The following is a 26,644-nucleotide window of genomic DNA, read 5'->3' as shown; positions in this document are numbered from 1 at the left end:
CTGCGCGCTTCCCCCCCAGGGGGGCGCCGCTGCGGACCGGCGGAGCCCGGCTCCGCGCGGCCCCGATTGGGGGAGACCGGCTTGATGCGGGCGGGTCTGCCTCTGGTCTGACGACGGACCTGCCCCAATAGCGAGGATCTGCCTGAGCCGGCCCCTGGGCCGGCTTAGTCTTTCATGCGACTACACCCGCGCCGTCAGGCGCGGGCGGCGCCTGGCGCTTAATGCTTCATCGTGCCGTGGTTCATGCTGCCGTGGTTCATGCCGGGGTTGTGCGAGGCCGGCTTGACCTTGAATTGCACGGCGACTTCGCCGGCTTTTTCGAACTTCAGCGTGGCCGGGACCGTGCCGCCTTCGGCGAACGGGGCCTTCAGCTTGATGAACATGACGTGGTAGCCGCCCGGGCTGAGCTTGACCTCGGTGTCCGCCGGCAACGCGATGCCGCCTTCCACCTGACGCATCTTCGAGACGCCGTTCTCGGTTTGCACCGTGTGCAGTTCGACGCGTTCCGCCGCGTCGGACGACACCGACAGCAGGCGGTCAGCAGCCTTGGCGTCGTTATCGATGTCCATATACCCCGCGCCATTGGACTGGCCAGGCGCCGACGCACGCACCCAGAGGTCGTCGACCTCGATCTGGCCAACCTTGTAGTCCTTCGCCCAGGCCGAGCCGGCCGTGCACAGGCCCAGTGCGGCAATGACAGCGAACTTGCGGATGTTCATGGGTTGTTCTCCTAGTGGGTTAACGCCGCCTGACCAGGCTGCGGGCAGCTGACAGGACCGAATCCGTCAGGGCTTCCATCGCTTCGGAGTTTACCCGCCAATGCTGCCAATACAGCGGTACATCCTCCCAGGCGCGGCCTCGAAGCAGCATCAGCTGACCTGCATCAAGGTGTTCCTGCACCAAGGGCAGCGGATTCATGGTCCAGCCCAGGCCGCCCAGCGTGGCCTGCACGAACGCGCGTGTCGACGGCACCCACCAGACCGGCGGCTGCCAGGGTGCGGGATCGGCGATCTTGTGCGCGAAGCGCGCCTGCAGCGCGTCCTTGCGGTTGAACACCAGCACTGGCGCCTGCGCCAGCGTCTGGGCGTTGACGCCCTGCGAAAAGTAGCGCTTGTGGAATTCCGGCGTGCAGGTGGCCACGTAGCGCATGCTGCCCAGCGCATGGATGCGGCAGCCCTGGACCGGCTCGGCCAGGGCGGTCACCGCGCCCAGCACCGAACCGTTGCGCAGCAGCGCCGCGGTGTGGTCCTGGTCTTCGGACTGCATGTCCAGCGTGGCGCGGGTGCGCGCGGAGAACTGCACCGCCGCATCGACGAACCAGGTCTCCAGGCTGTCATGATTGACCGCGACGGGGATGCTGGCATACGGCACATCGTCGTCCGCCACGCCCAGGCGGTCGAGCGCGTCATGCTCCAGCAACGCCGTCTGCTCGGCCAGCCGCACCAGCACCTGCCCGTCCGCCGTGGCTACCGCCGGCACGGTGCGCTGGACCAGCAGGCGGCCCATGCGGTCCTCCAGCGCCTTGATCCGCTGCGACACCGCGGATGGCGTGACGCTGAGCGACAGCGCCGCCCGCTCGAAACTGCCTTCCCGCACTACCGCGGCCAGGGCGCGCAGGTTGCCGTGATCGATTTTCATAAGATTAGTTTTACTTAAGATAGTGAAGGAAAATTAGCTTTATTTCACATTCACCGCAAGCGAAAATGCCTTATTACCGGAGCGCCGATAGCGCCCGGCGTTGTCATCCAAACGCCGCCACAGGCGTAGCAGCACAGGTGCAGGTCATGTTCGCCACGTTGTCATCCCCCCTCTTCTTCACTGCCTGGGCCAGCGGTACGGCCACCGGGCTGGGCCTGTTCGCGGTCGTGGGCGCGCAAAGCGCGTTCATCCTGCGACAGGGGCTGATGCGCGCCCACCTCTTGAGCGTGGTCGCCATCTGCGCGCTGATAGACGCCGTCTTCATCTTCGCCAGCGTGTCCGGCCTGCAGGCGCTCACCGCCTGGTTCCCCTGGCTGACAACCGCCGTGCTGTGGTTCGGCGTGGCCTTCCTGTCCTGGTACGCACTGCAATCTGCGCGCCGCGCCTGGACCGCCACCGGCGGCCTGGCCGCCGCCCGCGACGTGGTGCCATCGCGCCGCGCCGCCATGCTGGGCGCGCTGGGCTTTTCGTTGCTGAATCCGCATTTCTGGCTCGACATGGTGGTGGTCGGCTCGCTGGCGCACGGCTTCGAGGAAGCGCGCATGGCATTCGCCGCCGGCGCCTTCACCGCCAGCCTGCTGTGGCTCGCCGTGCTCGGCATAGGCTCCCGCCTGTTCGCCCCGTTCTTCGCCAGCGCGTCGGCCTGGCGCGTGCTGGACGGCATCATCGCCGTGGTCATGGCCGCGCTGGCGGTCAGCCTGGCACTGAAGGGCGTGTAGACGCGTTTAAGCTACGTTTCCAGCAGTTCCCCCGATCGGCCGCCCGGACCTCCCGGCGGCCGGTTTTCCTGCTTGCCGCACCCGCCGCGTCCGGAGTCCCACATGTACAGCTCCACCTTCATCTTCGCCACCAAGCAGTTCGACGATGATTTTCACCGCCTGGATCAAGCCATCGCCGCTGCCGCGCGCGCCATTCCGGGCTATCTGGGCGAAGAGAGCTGGGCAGACGCCGCGCGCGGCCTGATCTCCAACGTCTACTACTGGGAATCGCTGGAAGCGTTGGAACAACTCATCCGCCACCCTGCGCACCAGCAGGCCAAGGCCGCACAAGCGCGCTGGCTGGACGGCTATCGCGTGGAAATCTCCCAGGTGCTCCGGCGCTACGGCGCAGGGCTGGCGCCGCCGTCCTTATAATCGCCCGGTAGCCAATCTTTCGTCGGGCGCAACACCGGCCCGCCAGACGATCATGCGCGGTCCCAGCCCTTCCAAAGATGTGCGCCTGCCCCCCCTGGCAGCCATCCAGGCCTTCGAGGCAGCCGCCCGCCTGGGCTCCTTCGAACGCGCCAGCGAGGAACTCTTCGTCACTGCCAGCGCCATCGGCAAGCGCATCGCCGCGCTCGAGGCCATGCTGGACGTCACACTCTTCATCCGCAGCAGCCGCGGCGCCACGCTGAGCTCGGCCGGACGCGAGTACCTGGACCAGGTCCGCACCGCGCTGGACCTGCTGTCCGACGCCTCCCTGCACAAGCGCGGCGAACCCAAGCTCGAACCGCTGCGCGTCGTCTCCACCCCCACGTTCGCCCGCCAGGTGCTGATCCCCGCCCTGCCCGGCTTCACCGCCGCGCATCCCGAGGTGGAGCTGGAAATCATGCTGTCCATCCCCTACCTGGACATCATGCCGCCCAATGCCGACGTCTGGGTGCGCTTCGGCAGCGGAAAATATCCCGGCCTGAACGCGCACCAGTTGACGGCGGATCCGGTGTTCGCGGTCTGCGCGCCCGAATACCGCGACCGGCACGGCCCCTTCGAGCGGCCCGCCGACCTGGCCCGGGCGCAACTGCTGCGCTGCCCGATGGAACCGTGGCGGCCCTGGCTGGCCGCCGCCGGGCTGGACTGGCCCGAGCCCGCGCGCGGGGTGTGGCTGGTGGACCTGGGCATCATGTTGGCAGCCGCGCGCGCCGGCCAGGGCCTGGCGCTCACGCGGCGCGCGCTGGCGGCCGAATGGCTGGACGAGGGCAAGCTGGTGCGCGTCCTGGACATCGAAATTCCCGGCGAATGCCAGTATTACCTGTGCACCGAAACCTCGCGCCCGCCGGGCAGAGCGGTCCAAGCGTTTTCCCTATGGCTGGATGACGTGTGCAAACAGGTTTCTCAATGGCCGCAAGGCCTGCGGGCCGGTAAGGAATAAATTTCCAGGCCGGGGCGGAATGAAATTCCGCGCAGCCCGCCGCCGCGCTGGCTAGGATGCCGCCAATGCAATGTCCCGCCCATGCCCGCCACGGCACGCCGCCTTCCATTCCCTTCCCCACAGCAGGCAGCGCCATGGCGCATGACAGGAACCCTCGTGCGTCCGTACTAGGTATTTACGCGGAAAAACCCCGCCGGGTCAGTTTCGCGTAAGTGATTAGGCAGACAGTCACGACACGCCACACAGGAGAGCGCCGCAGCAACGATTTTCGCCGTCTGGCGCCGGCACACGGTTTTCCACGCAGTTCTACCAATTACAACGGAGACATCAATGGATTTTCGTTTGAAGCTGCTAGCAGGAACCCTTGCACTTGCCGCAACGGCCGCGTCCCACGCCGCCGACCCCATCAAGATCGGCGTGGCCGGCCCCTACACCGGCGGCTCGTCCTCCATGGGCGTCAGCATGCGCGACGGCGTGCGCCTGGCCATTGAAGAAATCAACAAGAACGGCGGCGTCATGGGACGCCAGCTGGTCGCCGTCGAACGCGACGACGAAGCCAAGAACGAGCGCGGCGTACAGATCGCCCAAGAGCTGATCAACAAGGAACAGGTCGCCGCCACCGTCGGCTACATCAACACGGGCGTGGCCCTGGCCTCCCAGCGCTTCTACCAGGACGCCAAGATCCCCGTGTTCAACAACGTGGCCACGGGCAGCGTGATCACGCACCAGTTCAAGGCGCCGGAATACCCGAACAACTACGTGTTCCGCAACGCGGCGCATGACAGCATCCAGGCCCCGATGATCGTCGAAGAGGCGGTGACCCGCCGCGGCTTCAAGAAGGTCGCGATCCTGGCCGACTCCACCAACTACGGCCAGCTCGGCCGCGAGGACCTGGAAAAGGCCCTGGACGCCAAGGGCATCAAGCCCGTGGCCGTGGAGAAGTTCAACATCAAGGACGTCGACATGACGGCCCAGCTGCTGAAGGCCAAGGCCGCCGGCGCCGAAGCCGTGCTGACCTACGGCATCGGCCCCGAACTGGCCCAGGTCGCCAACGGCATGACCAAGCTGGGCTGGAAGGTGCCGATCATCGGCAGCTGGACCCTGTCCATGGCCAACTACATCGACAACTCCGGCGCCAACGGCGAAGGCGCGCGCATGCCGCAGACCTTCATCCAGGACCCGGACACGCCCAAGCGCAAGGCCTTCATCGACGCCTACCTGGCCAAGTTCAAGCCCAAGAACAACCGCATCGATTCCCCGGTGTCGGCCGCCCAGGGCTATGACTCCATCTATCTGCTGGCCGCGGCCTTCAAGCAGGCCAACTCCACCGACGGCCCGAAGGTCCGCGAGGCCCTCGAAAACCTGCAGACGCCCGTCGAGGGCGTGGTCATGACCTACAACAAGCCCTTCAGCGCAGACAACCACGACGCGATCACCGTCAAGGAAGTGGTCATCGGCGAGGTCAAGGGCGGCCGCGTCGTCAAGGCCAACTAAGGTCCCGCAGCGCATCCCGGCGGCGGCTGCCCGGCCGCCGCCAGCCGCGCCCTGTCGCCCAGGGCGCGGGCTTGCCGCCGCCTGAAAACCGCGTTCTGCCCAAGGGGGTTGGGACGGAACCACAGCGCTACACGACACACACCATGATTCTTCTACAGCTCATCTATAGCGGTATCGCGCTGGGCATGATCTATGCCGTCATCGCGTTCGGATACCAGCTCACGTTCGCCACGTCGGGCACCCTGAACTTCGGCCAGGGCGAAGCCCTGATGCTGGGCGCGCTGGTCGGCCTGACACTGGTCGGCCTGGGCGTGAACTACTGGGTGATGATACCCATCGTCTGCATCTTCGGATTCGCGCAAGGCGCGCTGGTCGAGCGCGTGGGCGTCAGGCCCGCCATCAAGACCCGCTCGGAGTTCGGCTGGATCATGGCCACCATCGCGCTGGGCATCATCTTCAAGAACGTCGCCGAGAACATCTGGGGCCGCGACGACCTGCGCTTCCCCTCGCCGCTGCCGGAAGCGCCCATCCAGGTGCTGGGCGCCAACGTGCTGCCCATGGAGCTGCTGGTGGTGTTCGGCGCCCTGGCGATGATGCTGCTGGTGGAGATATTCAACCGCAAATCCATCTACGGCAAGGCCTTCGTCGCCACGTCCAATGACCGCGACGCCGCTGGCCTGATGGGGATCAACACGGGCATGGTGATCACCTTTTCCTACGCGCTGTCCTCGCTGACTGCCGCGTTCGCGGGCGTGCTGGTCGCGCCCCTGACCCTGACCGGCGCCACCATGGGCGCGGTGCTGGGCCTCAAAGCCTTCGCCGTCGCCATCATCGGCGGCCTGTCCAGCGGCATGGGCGTGGTGGTGGGCGGGCTGATCCTGGGGATCGCCGAAACGACCACCGGTTTCTATCTTTCGACGGGGTACAAAGACGTGCCGGGATTGGTGTTGCTGCTGCTCGTACTGACCTTCAAGCCCGCCGGCCTGTTCGGCAAGACCGCGATCAAGAAGGTGTAAGCGATGAAACCCTTGCACCTTTTGCTATCCATCGTGGCCGTGGCCTGCCTGGCCGCCGTGCCGCTGGGCGTGACCAACACGTACTACCTGCACCTCATCGAAACCATCATGATCTATTCGATCCTGCTGTTCGGGCTCGATATCGTGGTGGGCTATACCGGCCAGGTGTCGCTGGGCCACGCCGGCCTGTTCGGCATCGGCTCGTATGTGGCGGGCGTGCTGTTCTTCCATCTGCAGATGCCCATCTGGGTGATCCTGCCCGCCGCCATCCTGATCGCGGCCGCCTTCGGCGCGGTGCTGGCGCTGCCGGCGCTGCGCGTCACGGGGCCGTACCTGGCCATGGTGACGCTGGCGTTTGGCACCATCATCCAGATCCTGATCAACGAAATGACCTTCCTCACCGAAGGCCCCCTGGGCATCAAGATCTCCAAGCCCGCCATCGCCGGACATGTGCTGACCAAGAGCGAGTACTTCTGGCTGGTCGCGGCGCTGCTGGTGCTGTCGCTGATCGTGGTGCACCGCATCCTGAAGTCTCACCTGGGCCGCTCGTTCGAGGCCCTGCGGGACAGCCCCATCGCGTCCGACTGCATGGGCGTGTCGGTCTACCGGCACAAGGTGTTCGCCTTCGTCATCAGCGCCGGCTTCGCCGGCCTGGCCGGCGCGCTGTACTCGTATTCCGAACAGTACATCTCGCCCAACACCTACAACTTCGAACTGACCATCCTGTTCCTGCTGGCCATCATCATGGGCGGGCGCAAGAGCCGCACGGGCGCGCTGCTGGGCGCGTCCATCATCGTGCTGCTGCCCAAGATGCTGGATGACATCTCGACCTTCAGGCTGATCGCGCTGGCCGTGGCCATCCTGGTCACCGTCGGCAGCGCCATCGCAATATCCAAGGGCCGCACCGAACCGCGCCGCGTCGTCGTGCCGGTCGTCGGCACCATCCTGCTGGCGGTGTTCTCGTACTGGCTGGAAGCGGTCACCGACTGGCGCCTGACGATCTTCGGCGCCATGATCCTGTTCGTCGTGTACTACCTGCCCGACGGCATCGTGGGCTTCGTGCGCAACCTGTTCTTCTCCAACCGCCGCGCCGCGCTCTCGGTCAAGTCGGATCTGGTGAAGGCCCAGGACGCCGTGCCCGATGCGGCCAAGGGCAAGGGCGACACGCTGCTGGCAGCCAAGGGCGTGCTGATGCAGTTCGGCGGCCTGAAGGCGCTGAACCAGGTCGACCTGACCGTCAAGCGCGGCACCATCCATGGCCTGATCGGTCCCAACGGCTCCGGCAAGAGCACCATGATGAACGTGCTGACGGGCATCTACGTGCCGACTTCCGGCGCCGTGGAGTTCTCGGGCAAGTCGCTGGTTGGCATGACACCGGCCGACATTGCCGAAACCGGCATTGCGCGCACCTTCCAGAACGTGCAGCTCTTCGGCGAAATGACCGCGCTGGAAAACGTGCTGGTCGGCCTGCACCACACCTTCACCACTGGGCTGGCCGGCATCGCGCTGCGCACGTCCAAGTGGAAAGGCGAGGAACAGGGCGCCCGCGCCCGCGCCATGGCGCTGCTGGAATTCGTGGGCCTGGAATCCCTGGCCAGCGAGGAAGCGCGCAACCTGCCCTACGGCAAGCAACGCCTGCTGGAAATCGCCCGCGCGCTGGCCCTGGATCCGCAACTCCTGCTGCTGGACGAACCCGCGGCCGGCCTGACCGCGCCCGACATCGTCGAACTGCTGGCCATCATCCGCAAGGTGCGCGACCACGGCATCACGCTGATCCTCATCGAACACCACATGGACGTGGTGATGGGGGTGTGCGACACCGTGTCGGTGCTGGACTTCGGCCAGAAGATCGCCGAGGGCCTGCCCAACGAAGTGCAAAGCAACGCCAAGGTCATCGAGGCGTATCTGGGCGGCGCGCCCGCCTGACGCCAAGGGGACAACAAGATGCTATCGATCAAGAATCTGGAAGCGGGCTACGGCAAGGTGAAGGTGCTGCACGGCATCAGCATGGAAGTGCCTAAGGCCAAGGTGGTGACGCTGATCGGCTCCAACGGCGCCGGCAAGACCACCACGATGCGGGCGCTGTCCGGCATGATCCGTCCCACCGCGGGCGAGGTCACGCTGAGCGGCAAGCGCATCGACGGCCTGGAGTCTCACCGCATCGCGCGGCTGGGCCTGGCGCATTCGCCCGAGGGCCGGCGAGTATTTCCAACGCTGTCGGTCACCGACAACCTGCTGCTGGGCGCTTTCCCGCGCCTGACAGGCAGCCGTCCCAAGGGCGACGTGCAGTCCGACCTGGGCCGGGCCATGGATCTGTTTCCGCGCCTGAAGGAACGGCGCGATCAGCTGGCCGGCACCTTGTCGGGCGGCGAACAGCAGATGCTGGCCATGGCTAGAGCGGTGATGCTGAATCCGGAACTGGTGTTGCTGGACGAGCCTTCAATGGGGCTGGCGCCGATCCTGGTGGAAGAAGTGTTCCGGATCATTGCGCGGCTCAAGGATGAAGGGGTGACGATGCTGCTGGTGGAGCAGTTTGCTGCTGCTGCATTGAATGTGGCGGATTATGGGTATGTGTTGGAGAACGGGCGGATCTCGGTGCATGGGAGTGCGGAGAAGTTGAAGCATGATCCGGCTGTTGTGGCGGCTTACTTGGGTGGGTCGCATTAGAGGGATGGCGTTGTTGGCGTTCTTTTGACGCCTGCCACGTCGGGGCCTCGCGCTGCGCGGGGCAACGATTGCGGCCCGGAGCCTTCGCTCCGGACCGCAATCGTGGGCGCGAGCCGCCACGCCGCACGCGACGACGGGCGGCCTAAGAACAAGGCCGCCCGCCAACAGAACATCAACAACCCATCAACGATCAAACAATCGTCAACGTCACATCAATATTGCCCCGCGTAGCATTCGAGTAAGGGCAAACGATATGCGCCGCAGCGACCAGCTTCTCCGCCTCAGCCCGCTCCATCCCCGGCAACGAAATCTTCAGTTCGACTTCGATCCCGAACCCCGTAGGAATAGGACCAATCCCAACAGCACCGTCGATCGTCGCATTCGACGGCATGGCGATCTTGTCGCGGCCGGCGACGAATTTCATGGCGCCCATGAAGCAGGCCGAGTAGCCCACGGCGAACAGTTGTTCCGGATTGGTGCCGGCCGCGCCCGCGCCGCCCAGTTCCTTCGGCGTGGTCAGCTTGACGTTCAGGTTGCCGTCGTCCGTGGCGCCCGTGCCTTCACGGCCGCCGGTGACGTGCGCATGGGCGCGGTACAGCACTTTTTCGATAGACATGATGCGTTTCCTTGTAGGGAAGTGGAGGTTGGACTGCCAGGCCTGGCGGGAACATCCCGCCGCGACCCTTACTATTTAAATAGTGCAATATTAAATAGCGCACTATTTATTTGATCTAACGATAGCGGGCCTGGCCCGCCGCTTCAAAGACTTGCGCTGAGCTTCTCCCGCAGCGCATGCAGCGTTTTCATCATACCTTGCGCCTCTTCCAGCGAACACTGCGCGGCGCCCGCGATCGAGTGCGGCACGGCCTCGGCTTGCGCGCGCAGTTCGCGGCCCTGGCGGGTCAGTCCGACGATCACCTGGCGCTCGTCTTCCACGGCGCGCTTGCGCGTTACCAGGCCTGCCGCTTCCAGGCGCTTCAGCAGCGGCGTCAGCGTGGCCGAATCCAGGAACAGGCGCTCGCCGATATCCGTCACTGTAATCTCGTCGCCTTCCCACAGCACCAGCATCACCAGGTACTGCGGATAGGTCAGGTCCAGACCGCGCAGCAGCTTGCGGTACACCTTGTTCATCGCCAGCGAGGTCGAGTACAGGGCGAAGCACAGCTGGCTGTCCAGCAGCAGCGGGTTGAATGCGGCCTTGGCTTTGGATCTGGATTTCATTGCGCAATATTAAATAGCGCGCGATCTATCGTCAACAACTATTTTGAACAAGAGCGGCCAGCGCCTAGGCCGGCTCGCCCTCGGCCGCGGCGCGGTCCGACCCGTATTGTTTCAAGCCGTCCAGGTCCAGCACCCTGACCGCGCCGTATTCCACATTCAGCAAGCCCGCCTCTTCCAGCTTGCGCAGCGCCTGGTTGGCGCGCTGGCGCGACACCCGGGCCAGATAGCCGACTTCTTCCTGGGTAATCGCCAGGCGCATGCCCATGCCGGGATACAGCAAAGGGTTGAAGAGTTCGGCCAGGCAGCGGGCCACGCGCGCATCCGGATCCAGCAAACGGTCGTACTCCGCCTTGCCGATGAACTGCGCCACGCGCTCGTTCAATTGGTGGAGCAGATAGCGGTTGAACGGGATGCTGTTATCCAGCAACCAATCGAAGGTAGCGGCCGGCAGGCGCGCCACCACCGAATCCCGCAGTGCAACGATGTCGTACTTGCGGATCTCGCGCTTGAGCAGCGAGCCCTCGCCGATCCAGCCGCCGGCAGGCACGCCGGTCAGCGACGCCACCTTGCCTTCGGCGTTGCCCACCGAAACCTTCACCAGCCCCGCCAGCACCCCTATCCAAGCCTGGGCGAGTTCACCTTTGCGCTCTATGATCGACCCGGCAACCACCTGCTGCACGGTAAGGTCCCTCTCGACGCGCTCTTGCTGATCGCGGCTGAGCACGCGAAACCAGGCGGCGGCGAGTTGCAGGGAGTCGGATAGCTGCATCGGGAATACCCTAAAAGTTCCTTGAATGTCGCGATGGTGACAGTTGGTAGCAACCCAACCTTATACCTTAACTCCTGCCGTAAATCTAAAACCAACTGGTCAAGCGCCTCATCGCCGCCACCGCTCTCGCGGACTCCCGGCCCGATGCGCCCAAACCGGAGGAGACATCGTGGCACATACACCGCCCGCATCTGCACAGATGCCGGCGGCGCTGGATACCTTTCCGGCGCTGCTGTTCACGCATGCCAGCGTTCGCGGGTCGCGGCCCGCCATACGCGAAAAAGATCTGGGGATCTGGCAAACCCTAACGTGGTCCGACGTGGCGGAGCATGTCCGGCACGTTGCGCATGGCTTGGCTGCATTGGGCATCAAACCCGGCATGCACGTGGCCGTGATCGGTGAAAACCGTCCGCGCCTGTACATGGCCATGATGGCTGCGCAGTCGCTGGGCGCGATACCGGTGCCGCTCTACCAGGATGCCGTGGCGCAGGAAATGGTCTACGTGCTGCAGGACGCCGAGATCAGCGTGGCCATCGTCGAAGACCAGGAACAGGTCGACAAGATGCTCGAAGTCCACGAGCAATGCCCCGCGCTCAAGCATGTGGTGTACGACGATCCGCGCGGCCTGCGGCATTACACCGACCCGATGCTGCGCTCGTATGAACAGCTGGAAGAGCTGGGCCGCGAATACGCCAAGCAGCATCCCGGCTTCTTCGAGCAGGCCGTCGCCGCCGTGCAGCCGCATGACCCGGCCGCCATGTTCTATACCTCCGGCACCACGGGCAAGCCCAAGGGCGTGGTGCTCACGCACCATGCGCTGATCGACCGTGCGCGCGCCGTGTCCGATATGGAAAAGCTGACCGACCAGGAAGACGTGCTGGCCTATCTGCCGCCCGCCTGGATCGGCCAGAACATGTTCTCGTACACGCAACTGCTGGTCACGGGCTTTACCGTGAACCATCCTGAATCGCCCGACACCGTGTCAATCGACATGCGCGACATCGGCCCCACCTATTACTTCGCGCCGCCGCGCGTGCTGGAAGGCCTGCTGACGCATGTGATGATCCGCATGGAAGACGCGGGGCTGATCAAGCGCAAGCTGTTCGCGGCCTGCATGAAGCTCGCCCGCCGCGTGGGCGCCAAGATCCTGGACGGCGAGCAGGTCGGCGCCTGGGACCGTCTGCGCTACGCGCTGGGCAACATGATGATCTACGGTCCGCTGCGCAATGCGCTGGGCATGAGCCGCGTGCGCGTGGCCTACACCGCGGGCGAGGCCATCGGCCCCGACCTGTTCGTGTTCTACCGCTCCATCGGCATCAACCTCAAGCAGCTCTACGGCTCCACCGAAACCTCGGTCTTCGTCTGCGTGCAGCCCGACGGCCAGGTGCGCGACGACACGGTAGGCCCGCCCGTCGAGGGCGTGGAGATCCGCGTGGCCGACAACGGCGAGATCCTGGTCAAGAGCCCCGGGCTCTTCAAGGAGTACTACCGCAACCCCGAAGCCACCGCTGAAGCGCGCAGCGCCGACGGCTGGTTCCATACGGGCGACGCGGGCTATCTGGACACTGACGGCCAGCTGAAGATCATCGACCGCGCCAAGGACGTGGGCAAGCTTGCCAATGGCGCCCTGTTCGCGCCCAAGTACATCGAGAACAAGCTCAAGTTCTTCCAGCACATCAAGGAAGCGGTCGCCTTCGGCGCCAACCGCGACGATGTGTGCGCCTTCATCAACATCGACCTGGAAGCCGTGGGCAACTGGGCCGAGCGCCGCGGCATGCCCTATGCCGGCTACACCGACCTGGCTTCCAAGGACGAGGTCTACCAGCTGATCGCCGAATGCGTGGAGCAGGTCAACGCCGACCTGGCCACCGATCCCAAGCTGTCGGCCTCGCAGATCAGCCGTTTCCTCATCCTGCACAAGGAACTGGATCCGGACGACGACGAACTGACCCGCACGCGCAAGGTGCGCCGCGCCTTCATCGCGCAGAAGTATGGCGTGCTGATTGACGCGCTCTTTGGCGGCAAGCAATCGCAGTTCATCGAGACCGAAGTGAAATTCGAAGACGGACGCACCGGCAAGATCTCGGCGGACCTGAAGATCCGCCCGGTCAAGACCTTCCCCGCCATCACCGCCAAGGCCGCGTAGAGATCATGAGCAACAACGACCGCGACCAGCGTATTGGCGACGTCATGCTGGACATGCAGAACATCTCGCTGTCCTTCGGCGGCGTGAAAGCGCTGACGGACATTTCGTTCAACGTGCGCGAACACGAGATCCGCGCCATCATCGGCCCCAACGGCGCCGGCAAGAGCTCGATGCTCAACGTCATCAACGGCGTCTACACACCGCAGCAAGGCGGCATCGAATTCCGCGGCGAGCGCTTCTCGCGCATGAATCCGCGCCGCGCCGCTGAAATGGGCATCGCGCGCACGTTCCAGAACCTGGCCCTGTTCAAGGGCATGAGCGTGCTGGACAACATCATGACCGGCCGCAACCTGCGCATGAAGTGCGGACTGCTGGCCCAGGCCTTCCGCCTGGGCCCGGCCGAGCGCGAAGAAATCAAGCACCGCGAGTTCGTCGAGAACATTGTCGACTTCCTGGAAATCCAGGCCTACCGCAAGACGCCCGTGGGCCGCCTGCCCTACGGCCTGCAAAAGCGCGTGGACCTGGGCCGCGCGCTGGCGATGGAGCCGCGCCTGCTGCTGTTGGACGAACCCATGGCCGGCATGAACATCGAAGAGAAGCAGGACATGAGCCGCTTCATCCTGGATGTGAACGACGAGTTCGGCACCACCATCGTGCTGATCGAGCACGACATGGGCGTGGTCATGGACATCTCGGACCGCGTCGTGGTGCTGGACTACGGCAAGAAGATCGGCGACGGCAAGCCGGACGAGGTCCGTGCCAACGAAGACGTGATCCGAGCCTACCTCGGCGTATCGCACTAAGGCGGACAGACATGGGATTTTTTCTAGAGACCTTACTCGGCGGCCTGATGAGCGGCATGCTGTACGCGCTGATCGGCCTGGGCTTCGTGCTGATCTTCAAGGCATCCGGCGTCTTCAACTTCGCGCAGGGCGCGATGGTGCTGGTCGCCGCGCTGTCCATGGCCCGCTTCTCGGAGTGGCTGCCGCGCTGGTTCGGCTTTGACAACATGATCCTGGCCAACGTGCTGGCCTTCATCGTCAGCGCCATCGTGATGTTCCTGCTGGCGGTCGCCATCGAACGCTTCGTGCTGCGCCACCTGGTCAACCAGGAGGCCACCACCTTGCTGATGGCCACGCTGGGCATCAGCTACTTCCTGGACGGCCTGGGCCAGATCACCTTCGGCAGCTCGGTGTACTCCATCAACGTCGGCATGCCCAAGGATCCCCTGATGATCCTGGACTCGGTCTTCGAGGGAGGGTTGCTGATCAACCTGGAAGACCTGACGGCAGCGGTGATCGCCGCCCTGCTGGTGGCCGCGCTGGCCCTGTTCTTCCAGTACACCTCGACCGGCCGCGCCCTGCGCGCGGTGGCCGACGACCACCAGGCCGCGCAGTCCATCGGCATTCCGTTGAACCGCATCTGGGTGATCGTCTGGAGCGTGGCGGGGCTGGTGGCGCTGGTGGCCGGGATCATCTGGGGCTCGAAATTCGGCGTGCAGTTCACGCTGTCCACCGCGGCGCTGCGGGCGCTGCCGGTGGTGATCCTGGGCGGCCTGACTTCGGTGCCGGGCGCCATCCTGGGCGGCCTGATCATCGGCGTGGGCGAAAAGCTGTCCGAGGTCTATCTGGGGTCGCTGGTAGGCGGCGGTATCGAAATCTGGTTCGCCTATGTGCTGGCGCTGGTGTTCCTGCTGTTCCGTCCGCAAGGGCTGTTCGGCGAGAAGATCATCGACCGTGTCTGAGCCCACAGGCCCTCTAGGATAAAAACATGTTCTATCGCGAAAACGGCCAATTCAAGACCAGCTATCGCGCTGACCAGCAGATCTTTCCGATCCGCCAGGACCGCATCTTCATCTGGCTGCTGCTGGCGGTGGCGTTCATCGCCATCCCGGCCATGGCCAGCGACTACCTGCTGCGCGCCATCCTGATCCCGTTCCTGATCCTGGCGCTGGCCGCCGTGGGCTTGAACATCCTGGTGGGCTATTGCGGCCAGATCTCGCTGGGCACGGGCGCCTTCATGGCGGTGGGCGCCTATGCAGCCTGGAACTTCGGCGTGCGCTTTCCCGGCATGCCGCTGGTCATTCAGATCCTGCTGGGCGGCTTCTTCGCCACCATCGTGGGCGTGATCTTCGGCATACCCAGCCTGCGCATCCGCGGCCTGTACCTGGCGGTGGCGACGCTGGCCGCGCAATTCTTCGTGGACTGGGCGTTCCTGCGCATCCCCTTCTTCACCAACTACTCGTCGTCCGGCAACGTCTCGGTGCCGCCGCTGACCGCCTTCGGCCTGCCGGTGCAGAGCGCGCTGGAGAAGTACCTGTTCGTGCTGATCCTGGTCGTCATCTTCAGCCTGCTTGCCAAGAACCTGGTACGCGGCGCCATCGGCCGGCAGTGGATGGCGATCCGCGACATGGACGTGGCGGCCTCCGTCATCGGCATCCGCCCGATGTACGCCAAGCTCACGGCCTTCGCGGTCAGCTCGTTCATCGTCGGCGTGGCCGGGGCCTTGTGGGGCTACATCCACCTGGGGTCCTGGGAACCGCTGGCGTTCGACCTGACGCGTTCGTTCCAGCTGCTGTTCATGGTCATCATCGGCGGGCTGGGTTCGATCATCGGCAGCTTCTTCGGCGCGGCCTTCATCGTGCTGGTGCCGGTGGCGCTGTCCAACATCCCGCATGCGCTGGGCATCCCGCTGTCGGTGGACACGGCCGCGCACATCGAACACATGGTGTTCGGCGCGCTGATCGTGTTCTTCCTGATCGCCGAACCGCACGGGCTGGCCAGGCTGTGGAGCATCGGCAAGGAGAAGTTGCGCATCTGGCCCTTCCCGCATTAAGGATAAGACCCACCCCCGAAGCGCCTTCGGCGCTTCCCCCTCAAGGGGGCGCCGCTGGGGACCGGCAAAGCCGGATCCGCCGCGGCCCGGATGGAGTGGCCTAAGTTTTGATCACCGTCGGCAGTAGCGGCATGAGCGCTGCAACCGGCATCCTGAATACCCGGCTCAAGACCGGGCCAATCCCGGTGTCCCAGGGTTTACTGACCCAAACACCACGCAGGAGGTAAATGGAGATGAAGCGTCTTAACCTGAAGTTGGCGGCAGCTTTGATGGCCGCAGCCGGCGCCGCAGGCGCCGTGGCCACGCCGGCAATGGCGGCGGAAGAGCAGTTCGTTCCGTTGCTGGTGTATCGCACCGGGTCCTTCGCGCCCCTGGGCATTCCCTGGGCCGACGGCAAGCTGGACTATCTGAAGCTGGTCAACGAACGCGATGGCGGCGTCAACGGCGTCAAGATCACGTACGAGGAATGCGAAACCGCCTATGCCACCGACCGCGGCGTGGAATGCTACGAGCGCCTGAAGGGCAAGGGCACCGGCGCATCGGGCTTCGACACCCAGTCCACCGGCATCACCTTCGCCGTCAGCGACAAGGCCATGGTCGACAAGGTCCCGGTCGAAACGATGGGCTACGGCCTGTCGCAGTCGGTCGATGGCAGCGTGTTCGAGTGGAACTTCCCGCTGCTGGGCACCTACTGGACCGCGGCCGACGTGATGATCCAGGACATCGCCAAGAAAGAAGGCGGCATGGACAAGCTCAAGGGCAAGAAGATCGCCCTGGTCTACCACGACTCGCCATATGGCAAGGAACCTATCCCCCTGCTGCAGAAGCGCGCGGCCAAGGAAGGCTTCGAGCTGGTGCTCTATCCCGTGACCGCCCCCGGCGTGGAACAGAAGTCCACCTGGCTGCAGATCCGCCAGGCGCGCCCCAACTACGTGCTGCTGTGGAGCGCCGGCATCATGACGCCGACCGCCATCCGCGAAGCCCAGGCCAGCGGCTATCCGCGCGACAAGATGTACGCCATCTGGTGGGCCGGCTCTGAAGGCGACGTGAAGGACCTGGGCGATGTCGCCAAGGGCTACAACGCCATCACCATCCACAACAGCGGCGCCGAGCACGACAAGGTCTACGACGACCTGAAGAAGTTCGTCTACGACAAGGGCCAGGGTTCGGACAAGACCGGCAAGACCACGCTGGGCACCATCGCCCACACCCGCGGCATGATGATCTCGATGCTGCAGGTGGAAGCGATCCGCACCGCGCAGGAAAAGTTCGGCAAGGGCAAGGCGCTGACGCCAGAGCAGGTCCGCTGGGGCTTCGAGAACCTGAACCTGACGCAGGAAAAGCTGGACAAGCTGGGCTTCGGCCAGATCATGCGTCCGGTCAAGACCTCGTGCAGCAACCACAAGGGCGACGACTGGGCCCGCATCGTGCAGTGGGACGGCGCGAAGTTCAAGGTGGTCTCCGACTGGTATCAGTCGGACAAGACCATCCTGGACCCCATGGTGAAGGAAGGCGCCGCCAAGTACGCGAAGGAAAAGAACATCACGCCCCGCAAGTGTGAGTAGTCCCCCCGAAGCACCTGCGGTGCCTCCCCCCAAGGGGCGCCGCGCGCGGACCGGCAAAGCCGGCTCCGCGGCGGCCCCGCTTGAGCCGCGCCGGCTGCATGCGGCGCAGGTACCGCCGATGCAGAGGATGTTGATACGAACCGGCTGCCGTCCCTTGGGACTGGCAGTCGCCACACCGCAGGAACCTTTATGAACGACGCCAATATTGCTGCCACGACAGACACCCCCAAGGTGCTGCTCGACGTGAACGGCATCGAGGTGATCTACAACCACGTGATCCTGGTGCTCAAGGGCGTTTCCCTGCAAGTGCCGGAAGGCAAGATCGTGGCCTTGCTGGGCGCTAACGGCGCGGGCAAGACCACCACCTTGCGCGCCATCTCGAACCTGCTCAAGGGCGAGCGCGGCGACGTCACCAAGGGCCATATCCAGTACCGCAACCAGCGCATCGAAAAGCTGTCGCCGGCGGAATTGGTCAAGCGCGGAGTGGTGCAGGTGATGGAAGGCCGGCATTGCTTTGCCCACCTGACCATCGAGGAAAACCTGCTGACCGGCGCCTACACGCGCAGCATGAGCCGCGCCGATACCGCGGCGGCGCTGGACCGCGTCTACCAGTATTTCCCCCGCCTGAAGCAGCGCCGCGCCAGCCAGTCCGGCTACACCTCGGGCGGCGAACAGCAGATGACCGCCATCGGCCGCGCGCTGATGGCCAACCCGAACATGATCTTGCTGGACGAGCCCTCCATGGGGCTGGCGCCGCAGATCGTCGAGGAGATCTTCGAGATCGTGCGCGACCTGAACCAGCGCGAGCGCGTCAGCTTCCTCTTGGCCGAACAGAACACCAACATTGCGCTGCGCTACGCCGACTACGGCTACATCCTGGAAAACGGCCGCGTGATGATGGATGGCGCGGCGGCCGACCTGGCCCAGAACGAGGACGTGAAAGAGTTCTATCTGGGCATATCCAGCGGCGAACGCAAGAGTTTCCGCGACAACAAGTTCTACCGCCGGCGCAAGCGCTGGCTGGCGTGATTCCTGGCATACGAGAGGGTGTGATCCCATGTCCCAGTTTTTCGATGTTCTCGAAACCAGAGCGCCCGAGCAACGCGAGCGCGAGCTGATGGCCGCCCTGCCCGGCGCGATCGCGCGGGCCATTGCGCGTGCGCCCGCCATCGCCGAGCAGCTGCGCGGCATCGACCCCGCCACCATCACGTCGCGCGCGGCGCTGGCGACCCTGCCGGTGCTGCGCAAGCACGAACTGCTGGAACGCCAGCAGCACAGCCGCGCCGACGCGGCCGCGCCTGCCGGACCGCAGAAAGCCTTCGGCGGCTTCTCCGCCATCGGTTGGGGCGAGGCGATGCGGGTGTTCGCGTCTCCCGGCCCCATCTATGAGCCGGAGAGCGCGCGCAGCGATTATTGGCGCTTTGCCCGCGCCCTGCACGCGGCCGGATTTCGCGCCGGCGAGCTGGCCTACAACTGCTTTTCCTATCACTTCACACCCGCGGGCTCCATGATGGAAACCGCGGCGCATGCCGTGGGCTGCACCGTGTTTCCCGGCGGCACCGGCCAGACGGAACAGCAGGTGCGCGCGATCCAGGATCTGGCGCCCACCGGCTATACCGGCACGCCCAGCTTCCTCAAGATCATCCTTGAAAAGGCCGACGAACTGGGTGTGAAGCTGGATTCGCTGCGCCGCGCGCTGGTGTCCGGCGAAGCATTCCCCCCATCCCTGCGCGACTGGCTGGCCGCGCGCGGTATCGACGGCTACCAGGCCTACGGCAGCGCCGACCTGGGTATGGTCGCGTTTGAAACGCCGGCGCGTGAAGGCCTGGTGCTGGGTGAGGACATCATCGTCGAGATCGTGCGCCCCGGCACCGGCGAACCCGTGCCCGACGGCGAAGTCGGCGAGGTCGTGGTCACCACCTTGAACCCGGACTATCCGCTGGTGCGCTTCGGCACCGGCGACCTGTCCGCCGTCATGCCCGGCATCTCGCCCTGCGGACGCACCAACACCCGCATCAAAGGCTGGATGGGACGCGCGGACCAGACCACCAAGGTGCGCGGCATGTTCGTGCATCCGTCGCAGGTAGCCGACGTGGCGCGCCGCCATCCCGAGATCCTGCGCGCGCGGCTGGTGATCAGCGGCAGCACGGGTTCCGACCGCATGGTGCTCAAAGTGGAATCGCGGGTGCGCAGCGAAGAGCTCGGCAAGCGCATCGCCGAATCGGTGCGCGACGTGACCAAGCTGCGCAGCGACGTGGAGTGGGTGGATGCGGATGGCCTGCCGAACGACGGCAAGGTCATCGACGATATCCGCACCTACGAGTAAACCGCGCTGCTCACGGCCTCATGCGGCCGCGAGCAGCGCCAGCACACCCTTCATCAGCATCGCCACGGCCACCAGGCCCGCGAACAGCGCGAAACTCTGCTGCAGACGGCGCGGGGGAAACCGGTCGGCCACCTTGCGCCCTCCCAGCATGCCCAACACCGCCGCCGCGGTAAAAGGCGCGGCGATGCGCCAGTCCAGATGCCCGCCCGCCGCCGCGGCCACGACGCCGCTGGCCGACACCAACGCGATCACTGCCAGCGAGGTGCCGACGATGGCCTGCATGCTGAGGTCCGTGGCGCGCCGCAGCGCGGGCACGATGACGAAGCCGCCCCCCACGCCCAGGAGGCCGGAGAGGAAACCGGCGATCAACCCCGCCCCCGTCAAGGCGCGCGCGCAGGGCGCGGTCCAGCGCAGTCGGCCGGTGCTGGCGTTGAGCTGGCAGGGCGGCGTGCGCGGCGCGGCCTGCGCCGCCGGCTTGTTGCCTTGGTTCCACATGCGCCAGGCCACCATGCCCAGCACGCCGGCGAAGATGATGGCCAACGGCGCATTGGGCAGACGCCGCGCCGCCCACAAGCCCAGCGGCGACACCAGGATGCCGGTAACGGCCATGAAGCCCGCCGCGCGATAGCGCACCTGCCCTTTGCGCAAGCCCAGCACCGCGCCCAACGCGGCCGACAACCCGACCGCCAGCAAGGCGATGGGCGCAGCCTGCGACACCTGCAAATGCAGGCCGAAGACCAGCAGAGGCACCGCCATGATGGCGCCGCCCGCGCCGGTCAGCCCGAGTATCAGGCCGACGCACGCCCCCAGCGCCGCACTGACGGCCAATACCGTATCGATCATGAGACGCTCAGTTGCCCAACGGGCGGGCCAGCCATTCGCGGCCCTTGAGCATGCCGTTCCAGTAGATCCAGGGCAGCAGCGTCGCCTTGAGGAACCAGGCGCTCTTGCGCGGCACGGTCGGGTCCAGCGGGAACGTGGGCAGCAGCTTGCCGCCGTAACCGAACTCGGCCAGCACGATGCGTCCGCGCTCCACCGTCAGCGGGCAGGAGCCATAGCCGTCGTACTTGACGGGCATGGCATGGCCTTCGCGCAGCGCCAGCAAGTTTTCCGCCACCGTGACGATCTGCTTGCGCGCGGCCGCGGCGGTCTTGGCGTTGCTGGTGCAGATGCCGTCGCCCAGCCCGAACACGTTGCCATGGCGCACGTGCAACAGCGTGGACGGGTCCACTTCGCACCAGCCGGCGGCGTCCGCCAGCGGACTGTTCTTCAGGAAGTCATGCGGCACCTGCGGCGGGACCGCGTGCAGCATGTCGAAGGATTTCTCCACGCGCGTCACCGCGCCGTCGGCGTTCTTGAGATCGAACCAGGCCTTGCGCGCCGCGCCGTCCACCGCCACCAGCGCCGAGTTGAAGGCCAGCGCGATGCCATAGCTTTCGACATAGCGCATCAGCGGCGGAACGAACGTCGGCACGCCGAACAGCGCCGCGCCCGCCAGGTCGAACTCCACGTCGATGCGGTCCAGCACGCCGGTGCGCTTCCAGTGGTCGCAGGCCAGGTACATGGCCTTTTGCGGCGCGCCGGCGCATTTGATGGGCATGGCCGGCTGCGTGAACAGCGCCCGCCCGCCCTTCAACCCGCGCACCAGTTCCCAGGTATAGGGCGCCAGGTCATAGCGGTAGTTGGAGCTGACGCCGTTCTTGCCCAGCGTGTCGGCCAGGCCCTCGACCTTGTCCCACACCAGGCGCAGGCCGGGGCAGACGATCAGTTGCTGGTAGCTCACCGCCCGGCCGTCGGACAGCAGCACGCGGTTGGCCTCGGGTTCGAAGCCCGCCGCTGCCGCCTGCAGCCAGGTGGCGCGCCTGGGCATGACGTCGCGGGTCGGGCGCACGGTCTTGGCGATGTCGAAAGCGCCGCCGCCCACCAGCGTCCAGGCCGGCTGGTAGTAGTGCTTGTCGCTGGGTTCGATGACGCCGATGCGCAGGTCCGGGCGGCGACGCAGCAGACTGGCGGTGACGCCTATGCCCGCCGATCCGCCGCCCACCACCACCACATCGAAATCGCACTGCGCCTCTGCTGTCGGCATGCTTGTCTCCTCGCCGGTCTACCGGCTTTTGAATTTTTCCAGGACTGAAAATATCGCCATGCCGGCAACCATGGCGGCCACGAAGATCAGCGCTTCGGACACGCCGGCGGATGCCGCCACCAGCGCGGGCCCTGGGCAGAAGCCCGCCAGGCCCCAGCCCGCGCCGAACGCCAGGCTGCCCACGGCCAGTCGCACGTCCACGCGCGTAGCCGTGGGCCAGCGCAGCGGCTCGCCCGACAAGCTGGCACGACGCCGCCGCAAGAGCGCGAAGCCCGCCGCCGTGACCAGCACGGCGCCACCCATCACGAAGGCCAGTGACGGATCCCAGGCGCCGGCCAGGTCCAGAAAACCCAGCACCTTGGCCGGATTGGCCATGCCGGAAATGATGAGGCCCAGCCCGAACACCAGGCCCGACCCGAATGCGATCAATGCCACCATGTCAAAGTCCCCCCAGATGGCGGGTGACGTAGACCACGGCAAAACCCGCGGCCATGAACAAGGCGGTGGCGGTGAGCGACCGGCGCGATCCGCGCGACACGCCGCAGACGCCGTGGCCGCTGGTGCAACCCGAGGCATAGCGGGTGCCGATCCCCACCAGCAGACCCGCCACGATCAGGCGCGTCGTGCCGGCTTCGACCACGATGGGCGGCAAGGCGCTGCCCAGGCGGTACAGCCAGGGCGCAGCGAACACGCCCAACAGAAAGGCCAGCCGCCACATGCCGCCGCGCTCGGGCGGCAGCAGGCCGCCCAGGATGCCGCTGATGCCCGCGATCCGCCCCGCCCCGGCCATCAGCAGCACGGCTGCGGCGCCGATGAGCAGGCCGCCCGCACCAGCGGACCAAGGCGTGAAGGCGGACCAGTCCATGTTCATTTGAGCGACTCCAGTGACTCCATGGTCCGGCCGCAGTACAAACTGGAAAGCGTCTTCATCACCTGGCTGACCTCGAAACTGGCCATCTGGTAGTAGACGTACTTGCCCTCGCGCCGGGTCGCGACCAGGCCTTCGTCGCGCAGCACGCCCAGTTGCTGGGACAAGGTGGGCTGGCGGATGCCGGTGAGCGATTCGAGTTCGCTCACATTGCGTTCGTTCTGGACCAGCTGGCACAGCAGCAGCAGGCGGTCTTCGTTGGCCAGCGCCTTGAGGAGCGCGCAGGCCTGGGAGGCGGATTCGCGCAAGGCGGCGACCTCGCACTCGGTCAGGGCGTCATTCATTTGATGCGTATCAATCGGCTAGATGGAGTTTGATCATTATATTGACCAATATAATATCCAACAATATTATTGAAATATATATAGTGTTTCATCGTGCAGCGACTCGCTGCGATGCGAGCGTCCATGTCTCCCCAGATCCAGGCCTTTTTCGATCCCGTCACCGCCACCGTCACCTACGTCGTGCATGAGCCCGCGCCGGGCGGCGCCTGCGCCATCATCGACTCGGTGCTGGACTACGACCCCAAGTCCGGCCGCAGCAGCACCGCCAGCGCCGACCGGGTGGCGGATTACGTACGCCAGCATGGCCTGAAGACCGAATGGCTGCTGGAAACCCATGCCCATGCCGACCATCTGTCGGCCGCGCCCTACTTGCAGCGACAGCTTGGCGGCGTCATTGCCATCGGCCAAAGCATCCAGACCGTGCAGGGCGTGTTCAAAAAGATCTTCAACCTGGAGCCGGAGTTCCAGCTGGACGGCTCGCAATTCGGCCATCTGTTCAAGGACGGCGAAACCTTCCGCATCGGCGCGCTGACGGCGCAGGCCATCCACGTGCCTGGCCATACGCCGGCTGACATGGCCTACCTGATCGGCGACGCGGCCTTCGTCGGCGACACGCTGTTCATGCCGGACGTAGGCACGGCGCGCTGCGACTTCCCCGGCGGCGACGCCCATCAGCTGTACCGTTCCATCCAGCGCCTGCTGGGCCTGCCCGCCGAAACGCGGCTGTACATGTGCCACGACTACCCGCCGGCCGGCCGCGATGCCTCCTGGCAGACCACGGTAGCCGAACAGCGCCGCGCCAATATCCACGTGCGCGACGGCGTCGCCGAAGCAGACTTCGTCGCCATGCGCACGCGGCGCGACGCCACGCTCTCCATGCCCACCCTGATCCTGCCCGCCATCCAGGTGAACATCCGCGCCGGCCATTTCCCGCCGCCCGAGGACAACGGCGTGCGCTACCTGAAGATCCCCGTCGACGCGCTCTGACCGAGCCGCGCGCCGGGCTTGCGCGCCCGGGGCTTATCCCGCAAGATCGTCCGATCGCAGAATTGCCGATCAGACGGATCCCCCATGTTTGCAGAAGCCGAAGCCGACCCCAGCCTGTCCAAGGAAGAGTTCAAGCCATTGGAGGCGAAGCTGCGCGTCGCGCTGCTGAACGCGCAGTACCAGCGCCTGCAGAAAGCGGACAAGACGCTGCTGGTGGTCATCGCGGGCATAGACGGCGCCGGCAAGGGCGCCACCGTCAACCTGCTGAACGAATGGATGGATCCGCGCCACATCAAGACGCTGGCCTACGGCCCGCGCGAAGGCGCCGCGCTGGAGCGTCCGCCGTTCTGGCGCTACTGGAACGACCTGCCGCCCAAGGGCAGCACCGGCATCGTGTTCGGCTCCTGGTACGCATCGCTGCTGTATGAGGCCACGCGCAAGAAGCCCGACCAGAACAGCATCGAGGCGCAGGCCGCCGCGATCCGCCACTTCGAGGCCATGCTCGCCGCCGAGGGAGTGCAGATCGTCAAGCTCTGGTTCCATTTGTCGGCCAAGGCACAGAAAGAGCGGGCCGAGCGCCTGCTGGCCAGCCCGGAAACCTCCTGGCAGGTCAGCCCGATAGACCTGAAGGTCTACAAAAAGTACGACCGCATCCGCAACGCCGGCCAGGTGGTGCTGAACCGCACGGACTGCGGCCACGCCCCCTGGGTCGTGATCCCCAGCGCGGACGAAGACATGCGCGCCGCGCGCACCGCCGAAGCCGTGTTGGCCGCGATGCGCCAGCGCGGCGTGCCGCGCATTCCGGCCGCCTTCGTGGCGCATGCCAGGACCACGCGCGTCGTCGACCGCCTGGGCGAACTGGACTACGACGCCAAGACCGACAAGGACGACTACGAATCCGAACTGGGCCTGCTGCAAGGCCGGCTGGCGCGCGCCGCGCGTTCAAAGAAATTCCAGGAGCGTTCGCTGGTGCTGGTGTTCGAGGGCCAGGACGCAGCCGGCAAGGGCGGCGCGATCCGGCGCGTCACGCATGCGCTGGATGCGCGGCAGTTCGACATCACGCCCATCGCCGCCCCCACCAGCGAAGAGCTGGCCCGGCCCTATCTGTGGCGCTTCTGGCGCCACGTCCCGCGCCATGGCCGCATCGCCATCTTCGACCGCTCCTGGTACGGCCGCGTGCTGGTCGAGCGCGTCGAAAAGCTGACCGCGCCCGCCAATTGGCGCCGCGCCTACGCCGAGATCAACGACTTCGAGGGGCAACTGGCCGCCAGCGGCGCGCTGGTGCTGAAGTTCTGGCTGGCGGTGACGCCGGACGTGCAGCTGGAGCGCTTCAAGGAGCGCGAGAACTCGCCCTTCAAGAACTTCAAGATCACACCCGACGACTGGCGCAATCGCGACAAATGGAAGGACTACGCGGATGCCGCCAACGAGATGCTGGCGCGCACCGACCTCGCGCATGCGCCGTGGCATCTGGTGTCCGCCAACGACAAGCGCTACGCTCGATTGCAAGTGCTGCGACACATCGTCGAAGCCATGGAAGACCAACTCTGAATCCCGCCTGGAGGCCGCAAGCCATGAGTACCGCAGAAATCCGTCCCATCGTCGCCGCCGACTTCGAAGCCTGGCTGCCGCTATGGAAGGGCTACCAGGAGTTCTATCGCGTCAACATCGACGACGCCGTCACGCGCAACACCTGGGCGCGCTTCCTGGACCCCGCCGAACCCATGCACGCGGCGCTGGCGTACGAAAGCGGCCGGGCCATCGGCATGGTGCACTGGATCTTCCACCGCTCCACCTGGACCGCGGGCGACTACTGCTATCTGCAAGACCTGTACGTGGATCCGGACGTGCGCGGCACCGGCGCCGGCCGCAAGCTGATCGAACACGTGTACGCGCAAGCCGCCGCCGCCAATTGCGCGCGCGTGTACTGGCTGACGCATGAAACCAACGCCACCGCCATCCAGCTCTACGACCGCATCGCCGACCGCTCGGGCTTCATCCAGTACCGCAAGGTGATGCCGTGAGCGCACGCGACCCCAACTGTCCGCTGTGCCAGGAAGACGGCGGCACGCTGCTGTGGCGCGGCCCGCATCTGCGCATCGTCGAGGTCGACGACGCCGACTATCCGGGCTTCACGCGGGTAATCTGGAACGGCCATCTGGCCGAGATGACCAGCCTGTCCACGCACGGCCGCGACCTGCTGATGCGCGCCGTGTACGTGGTCGAAGAAGCGCAGCAATCGGTCCTGGGACCGGACAAGATCAACCTGGCCTCGCTGGGCAACATGGTGCCGCACCTGCACTGGCACGTGATCCCGCGCTGGCGCGGCGACCGCCATTTCCCCGACCCGATCTGGGCGCCGCCGCGCATCGCCGCCGGCGCGGAATCCGCCGAATGGAAGGAACGTCAGGCGCGCGTGCAGGCGCTGCTGCCGCGTTACCGCGACCGGCTGGTCGAGGCCATGAACGCCCTGCTCTGGCACTGAGCCGCCGCCC

28 protein-coding genes are annotated in these 26,644 nt (G+C 65.7%); 18 read left to right on the top strand and 10 right to left on the bottom strand.

What is annotated here, in order from left to right; translation table 11 throughout:
- Nucleotides 1–218 precede the first annotated feature (218 nt).
- Both DXK93_RS12160 and DXK93_RS12155 read right to left on the bottom strand, forming a co-directional pair.
- Complete coding sequence (locus tag DXK93_RS12160; RefSeq protein ID WP_119450180.1) at nucleotides 219–719, bottom strand: copper chaperone PCu(A)C; 501 nt, start codon at nucleotides 717–719, stop codon at nucleotides 219–221.
- 19 nt (nucleotides 720–738) lie between these two features.
- A complete protein-coding gene (locus tag DXK93_RS12155; RefSeq protein WP_059379996.1) occupies nucleotides 739–1,638 on the bottom strand; it encodes a LysR family transcriptional regulator ArgP in 900 nt (299 codons plus the stop codon).
- 146 nt (nucleotides 1,639–1,784) lie between these two features.
- On the opposite strand from DXK93_RS12155, the gene DXK93_RS12150 reads away from it, so the two are divergent.
- The 7 genes from DXK93_RS12150 to DXK93_RS12120 all read left to right on the top strand — a co-directional run bounded on the left by DXK93_RS12150 (nucleotide 1,785) and on the right by DXK93_RS12120 (nucleotide 9,002).
- Nucleotides 1,785–2,417, top strand: a complete 633-nt coding sequence (locus DXK93_RS12150) for a LysE/ArgO family amino acid transporter (protein ID WP_054457287.1) — start codon at nucleotides 1,785–1,787, stop codon at nucleotides 2,415–2,417.
- Between the two features lie 102 nt (nucleotides 2,418–2,519).
- The gene (locus DXK93_RS12145; protein ID WP_119450179.1) at nucleotides 2,520–2,831 is read left to right on the top strand and encodes an antibiotic biosynthesis monooxygenase; all 312 of its coding nucleotides are present in this window, start codon (nucleotides 2,520–2,522) and stop codon (nucleotides 2,829–2,831) included.
- Nucleotides 2,832–2,883: 52 nt separating this feature from the next.
- Nucleotides 2,884–3,825: a LysR substrate-binding domain-containing protein gene (locus DXK93_RS12140; protein ID WP_054456916.1), complete on the top strand. Its 942-nt coding sequence runs from the start codon at nucleotides 2,884–2,886 to the stop codon at nucleotides 3,823–3,825.
- Between the two features lie 330 nt (nucleotides 3,826–4,155).
- A complete protein-coding gene (locus tag DXK93_RS12135) occupies nucleotides 4,156–5,319 on the top strand; it encodes an ABC transporter substrate-binding protein (RefSeq protein ID WP_054456918.1) in 1,164 nt (387 codons plus the stop codon).
- A gap of 143 nt (nucleotides 5,320–5,462) precedes the next feature.
- Complete coding sequence (locus tag DXK93_RS12130; RefSeq protein ID WP_013396765.1) at nucleotides 5,463–6,335, top strand: branched-chain amino acid ABC transporter permease; 873 nt, start codon at nucleotides 5,463–5,465, stop codon at nucleotides 6,333–6,335.
- Nucleotides 6,336–6,338: 3 nt separating this feature from the next.
- A complete protein-coding gene (locus tag DXK93_RS12125; protein ID WP_119450178.1) occupies nucleotides 6,339–8,261 on the top strand; it encodes an ATP-binding cassette domain-containing protein in 1,923 nt (640 codons plus the stop codon).
- A gap of 18 nt (nucleotides 8,262–8,279) precedes the next feature.
- A complete protein-coding gene (locus DXK93_RS12120) occupies nucleotides 8,280–9,002 on the top strand; it encodes an ABC transporter ATP-binding protein (RefSeq protein WP_119450177.1) in 723 nt (240 codons plus the stop codon).
- A 190-nt stretch (nucleotides 9,003–9,192) separates the two neighbouring features.
- Here DXK93_RS12120 and DXK93_RS12115 read toward each other — a convergent pair whose 3' ends face one another.
- The 3 genes from DXK93_RS12115 to DXK93_RS12105 all read right to left on the bottom strand — a co-directional run bounded on the left by DXK93_RS12115 (nucleotide 9,193) and on the right by DXK93_RS12105 (nucleotide 10,992).
- Nucleotides 9,193–9,618, bottom strand: coding sequence for an organic hydroperoxide resistance protein (locus DXK93_RS12115; protein WP_013396768.1), 426 nt, complete (start codon nucleotides 9,616–9,618; stop codon nucleotides 9,193–9,195).
- 143 nt (nucleotides 9,619–9,761) lie between these two features.
- The gene (locus DXK93_RS12110) at nucleotides 9,762–10,223 is read right to left on the bottom strand and encodes a MarR family winged helix-turn-helix transcriptional regulator (RefSeq protein ID WP_054456924.1); all 462 of its coding nucleotides are present in this window, start codon (nucleotides 10,221–10,223) and stop codon (nucleotides 9,762–9,764) included.
- 64 nt (nucleotides 10,224–10,287) lie between these two features.
- Nucleotides 10,288–10,992 carry a Crp/Fnr family transcriptional regulator gene (locus DXK93_RS12105; RefSeq protein ID WP_054456926.1) on the bottom strand — a complete coding sequence of 235 codons (705 nt, stop codon included), beginning with the start codon at nucleotides 10,990–10,992 and terminating at the stop codon, nucleotides 10,288–10,290.
- A gap of 169 nt (nucleotides 10,993–11,161) precedes the next feature.
- Between DXK93_RS12105 and DXK93_RS12100 the strand changes: the two genes are divergently transcribed.
- From DXK93_RS12100 to DXK93_RS12070, 7 genes are all read left to right on the top strand, one after another.
- Nucleotides 11,162–13,138 (top strand): long-chain fatty acid--CoA ligase, encoded by a 1,977-nt coding sequence (locus DXK93_RS12100; RefSeq protein WP_119450176.1) that lies wholly within the window; start codon nucleotides 11,162–11,164, stop codon nucleotides 13,136–13,138.
- 5 nt (nucleotides 13,139–13,143) lie between these two features.
- Nucleotides 13,144–13,941 (top strand): ABC transporter ATP-binding protein, encoded by a 798-nt coding sequence (locus DXK93_RS12095; RefSeq protein WP_054456930.1) that lies wholly within the window; start codon nucleotides 13,144–13,146, stop codon nucleotides 13,939–13,941.
- Between the two features lie 11 nt (nucleotides 13,942–13,952).
- On the top strand, nucleotides 13,953–14,882 hold the full coding sequence (locus DXK93_RS12090) for a branched-chain amino acid ABC transporter permease (protein WP_042796065.1): 930 nt from the start codon (nucleotides 13,953–13,955) through the stop codon (nucleotides 14,880–14,882).
- 26 nt (nucleotides 14,883–14,908) lie between these two features.
- Nucleotides 14,909–15,973, top strand: coding sequence for a branched-chain amino acid ABC transporter permease (locus tag DXK93_RS12085; RefSeq protein WP_054456932.1), 1,065 nt, complete (start codon nucleotides 14,909–14,911; stop codon nucleotides 15,971–15,973).
- Nucleotides 15,974–16,200: 227 nt separating this feature from the next.
- On the top strand, nucleotides 16,201–17,538 hold the full coding sequence (locus DXK93_RS12080; RefSeq protein ID WP_082401208.1) for an ABC transporter substrate-binding protein: 1,338 nt from the start codon (nucleotides 16,201–16,203) through the stop codon (nucleotides 17,536–17,538).
- A gap of 189 nt (nucleotides 17,539–17,727) precedes the next feature.
- A complete protein-coding gene (locus DXK93_RS12075; protein ID WP_054456934.1) occupies nucleotides 17,728–18,567 on the top strand; it encodes an ABC transporter ATP-binding protein in 840 nt (279 codons plus the stop codon).
- 28 nt (nucleotides 18,568–18,595) lie between these two features.
- Nucleotides 18,596–19,864 (top strand): phenylacetate--CoA ligase family protein, encoded by a 1,269-nt coding sequence (locus tag DXK93_RS12070; protein ID WP_054456936.1) that lies wholly within the window; start codon nucleotides 18,596–18,598, stop codon nucleotides 19,862–19,864.
- An 18-nt stretch (nucleotides 19,865–19,882) separates the two neighbouring features.
- On the opposite strand, the gene DXK93_RS12065 is transcribed toward DXK93_RS12070, so the two are convergent.
- From DXK93_RS12065 to DXK93_RS12045, 5 genes are read right to left on the bottom strand one after another with little or no spacing between them, the layout of a single operon-like run.
- Nucleotides 19,883–20,707, bottom strand: a complete 825-nt coding sequence (locus tag DXK93_RS12065) for a sulfite exporter TauE/SafE family protein (protein WP_119450175.1) — start codon at nucleotides 20,705–20,707, stop codon at nucleotides 19,883–19,885.
- 7 nt (nucleotides 20,708–20,714) lie between these two features.
- Entirely contained in the window at nucleotides 20,715–21,950 is a 1,236-nt protein-coding gene (locus DXK93_RS12060) for an FAD/NAD(P)-binding oxidoreductase (RefSeq protein ID WP_119450174.1), read from the bottom strand.
- 18 nt (nucleotides 21,951–21,968) lie between these two features.
- Nucleotides 21,969–22,388, bottom strand: a complete 420-nt coding sequence (locus DXK93_RS12055; RefSeq protein ID WP_054456941.1) for a DUF6691 family protein — start codon at nucleotides 22,386–22,388, stop codon at nucleotides 21,969–21,971.
- Nucleotide 22,389: 1 nt separating this feature from the next.
- Nucleotides 22,390–22,821 (bottom strand): YeeE/YedE family protein, encoded by a 432-nt coding sequence (locus DXK93_RS12050; RefSeq protein WP_054456943.1) that lies wholly within the window; start codon nucleotides 22,819–22,821, stop codon nucleotides 22,390–22,392.
- Nucleotides 22,818–23,162 (bottom strand): helix-turn-helix transcriptional regulator, encoded by a 345-nt coding sequence (locus tag DXK93_RS12045; RefSeq protein WP_054456945.1) that lies wholly within the window; start codon nucleotides 23,160–23,162, stop codon nucleotides 22,818–22,820. The genes DXK93_RS12050 and DXK93_RS12045 overlap by 4 nt, the downstream gene beginning before the upstream one ends.
- A gap of 123 nt (nucleotides 23,163–23,285) precedes the next feature.
- Between DXK93_RS12045 and DXK93_RS12040 the strand changes: the two genes are divergently transcribed.
- The 4 genes from DXK93_RS12040 (at nucleotide 23,286) to DXK93_RS12025 (ending at nucleotide 26,634) form a co-directional block, all read left to right on the top strand.
- Nucleotides 23,286–24,149 (top strand): MBL fold metallo-hydrolase, encoded by an 864-nt coding sequence (locus DXK93_RS12040; protein WP_119450173.1) that lies wholly within the window; start codon nucleotides 23,286–23,288, stop codon nucleotides 24,147–24,149.
- An 84-nt stretch (nucleotides 24,150–24,233) separates the two neighbouring features.
- Nucleotides 24,234–25,700 (top strand): polyphosphate:AMP phosphotransferase, encoded by a 1,467-nt coding sequence (gene pap, locus DXK93_RS12035; protein ID WP_119450172.1) that lies wholly within the window; start codon nucleotides 24,234–24,236, stop codon nucleotides 25,698–25,700.
- A gap of 23 nt (nucleotides 25,701–25,723) precedes the next feature.
- Nucleotides 25,724–26,173: a GNAT family N-acetyltransferase gene (locus DXK93_RS12030; protein ID WP_054456950.1), complete on the top strand. Its 450-nt coding sequence runs from the start codon at nucleotides 25,724–25,726 to the stop codon at nucleotides 26,171–26,173.
- Complete coding sequence (locus tag DXK93_RS12025; protein ID WP_119450171.1) at nucleotides 26,170–26,634, top strand: HIT family protein; 465 nt, start codon at nucleotides 26,170–26,172, stop codon at nucleotides 26,632–26,634. Before DXK93_RS12030 ends, DXK93_RS12025 begins: the two co-directional genes overlap by 4 nt.
- Nucleotides 26,635–26,644 lie beyond the last annotated feature (10 nt).

This window comes from Achromobacter sp. K91 (genome assembly GCF_003576205.1).
In the GTDB taxonomy this organism is placed as follows: Bacteria; Pseudomonadota; Gammaproteobacteria; order Burkholderiales; family Burkholderiaceae_B; genus Achromobacter; species Achromobacter aegrifaciens.
The sequence above is the reverse complement of the archived record's forward strand: the minus strand, read 5'-3'. Positions and strand labels throughout refer to the sequence as shown.

Coding starts and splice junctions, on each gene's coding strand:
- DXK93_RS12080 (WP_082401208.1), top strand. CDS start 16,201: ATGGAGATGAAGCGTCTTAACCTGAAGTTGGCGGCAGCTTTGATGGCC.
- DXK93_RS12115 (WP_013396768.1), bottom strand. CDS start 9,618: ATGTCTATCGAAAAAGTGCTGTACCGCGCCCATGCGCACGTCACCGGC.
- DXK93_RS12155 (WP_059379996.1), bottom strand. CDS start 1,638: ATGAAAATCGATCACGGCAACCTGCGCGCCCTGGCCGCGGTAGTGCGG.
- DXK93_RS12070 (WP_054456936.1), top strand. CDS start 18,596: ATGTCCCAGTTTTTCGATGTTCTCGAAACCAGAGCGCCCGAGCAACGC.
- DXK93_RS12160 (WP_119450180.1), bottom strand. CDS start 719: ATGAACATCCGCAAGTTCGCTGTCATTGCCGCACTGGGCCTGTGCACG.
- DXK93_RS12065 (WP_119450175.1), bottom strand. CDS start 20,707: ATGATCGATACGGTATTGGCCGTCAGTGCGGCGCTGGGGGCGTGCGTC.
- DXK93_RS12095 (WP_054456930.1), top strand. CDS start 13,144: ATGAGCAACAACGACCGCGACCAGCGTATTGGCGACGTCATGCTGGAC.
- DXK93_RS12110 (WP_054456924.1), bottom strand. CDS start 10,223: ATGAAATCCAGATCCAAAGCCAAGGCCGCATTCAACCCGCTGCTGCTG.
- DXK93_RS12060 (WP_119450174.1), bottom strand. CDS start 21,950: ATGCCGACAGCAGAGGCGCAGTGCGATTTCGATGTGGTGGTGGTGGGC.
- DXK93_RS12030 (WP_054456950.1), top strand. CDS start 25,724: ATGAGTACCGCAGAAATCCGTCCCATCGTCGCCGCCGACTTCGAAGCC.
- pap (WP_119450172.1), top strand. CDS start 24,234: ATGTTTGCAGAAGCCGAAGCCGACCCCAGCCTGTCCAAGGAAGAGTTC.
- DXK93_RS12125 (WP_119450178.1), top strand. CDS start 6,339: ATGAAACCCTTGCACCTTTTGCTATCCATCGTGGCCGTGGCCTGCCTG.
- DXK93_RS12120 (WP_119450177.1), top strand. CDS start 8,280: ATGCTATCGATCAAGAATCTGGAAGCGGGCTACGGCAAGGTGAAGGTG.
- DXK93_RS12050 (WP_054456943.1), bottom strand. CDS start 22,821: ATGAACATGGACTGGTCCGCCTTCACGCCTTGGTCCGCTGGTGCGGGC.
- DXK93_RS12140 (WP_054456916.1), top strand. CDS start 2,884: ATGCGCGGTCCCAGCCCTTCCAAAGATGTGCGCCTGCCCCCCCTGGCA.
- DXK93_RS12145 (WP_119450179.1), top strand. CDS start 2,520: ATGTACAGCTCCACCTTCATCTTCGCCACCAAGCAGTTCGACGATGAT.
- DXK93_RS12085 (WP_054456932.1), top strand. CDS start 14,909: ATGTTCTATCGCGAAAACGGCCAATTCAAGACCAGCTATCGCGCTGAC.
- DXK93_RS12090 (WP_042796065.1), top strand. CDS start 13,953: ATGGGATTTTTTCTAGAGACCTTACTCGGCGGCCTGATGAGCGGCATG.
- DXK93_RS12045 (WP_054456945.1), bottom strand. CDS start 23,162: ATGAATGACGCCCTGACCGAGTGCGAGGTCGCCGCCTTGCGCGAATCC.
- DXK93_RS12135 (WP_054456918.1), top strand. CDS start 4,156: ATGGATTTTCGTTTGAAGCTGCTAGCAGGAACCCTTGCACTTGCCGCA.
- DXK93_RS12055 (WP_054456941.1), bottom strand. CDS start 22,388: ATGGTGGCATTGATCGCATTCGGGTCGGGCCTGGTGTTCGGGCTGGGC.
- DXK93_RS12150 (WP_054457287.1), top strand. CDS start 1,785: ATGTTCGCCACGTTGTCATCCCCCCTCTTCTTCACTGCCTGGGCCAGC.
- DXK93_RS12105 (WP_054456926.1), bottom strand. CDS start 10,992: ATGCAGCTATCCGACTCCCTGCAACTCGCCGCCGCCTGGTTTCGCGTG.
- DXK93_RS12075 (WP_054456934.1), top strand. CDS start 17,728: ATGAACGACGCCAATATTGCTGCCACGACAGACACCCCCAAGGTGCTG.
- DXK93_RS12040 (WP_119450173.1), top strand. CDS start 23,286: ATGTCTCCCCAGATCCAGGCCTTTTTCGATCCCGTCACCGCCACCGTC.
- DXK93_RS12130 (WP_013396765.1), top strand. CDS start 5,463: ATGATTCTTCTACAGCTCATCTATAGCGGTATCGCGCTGGGCATGATC.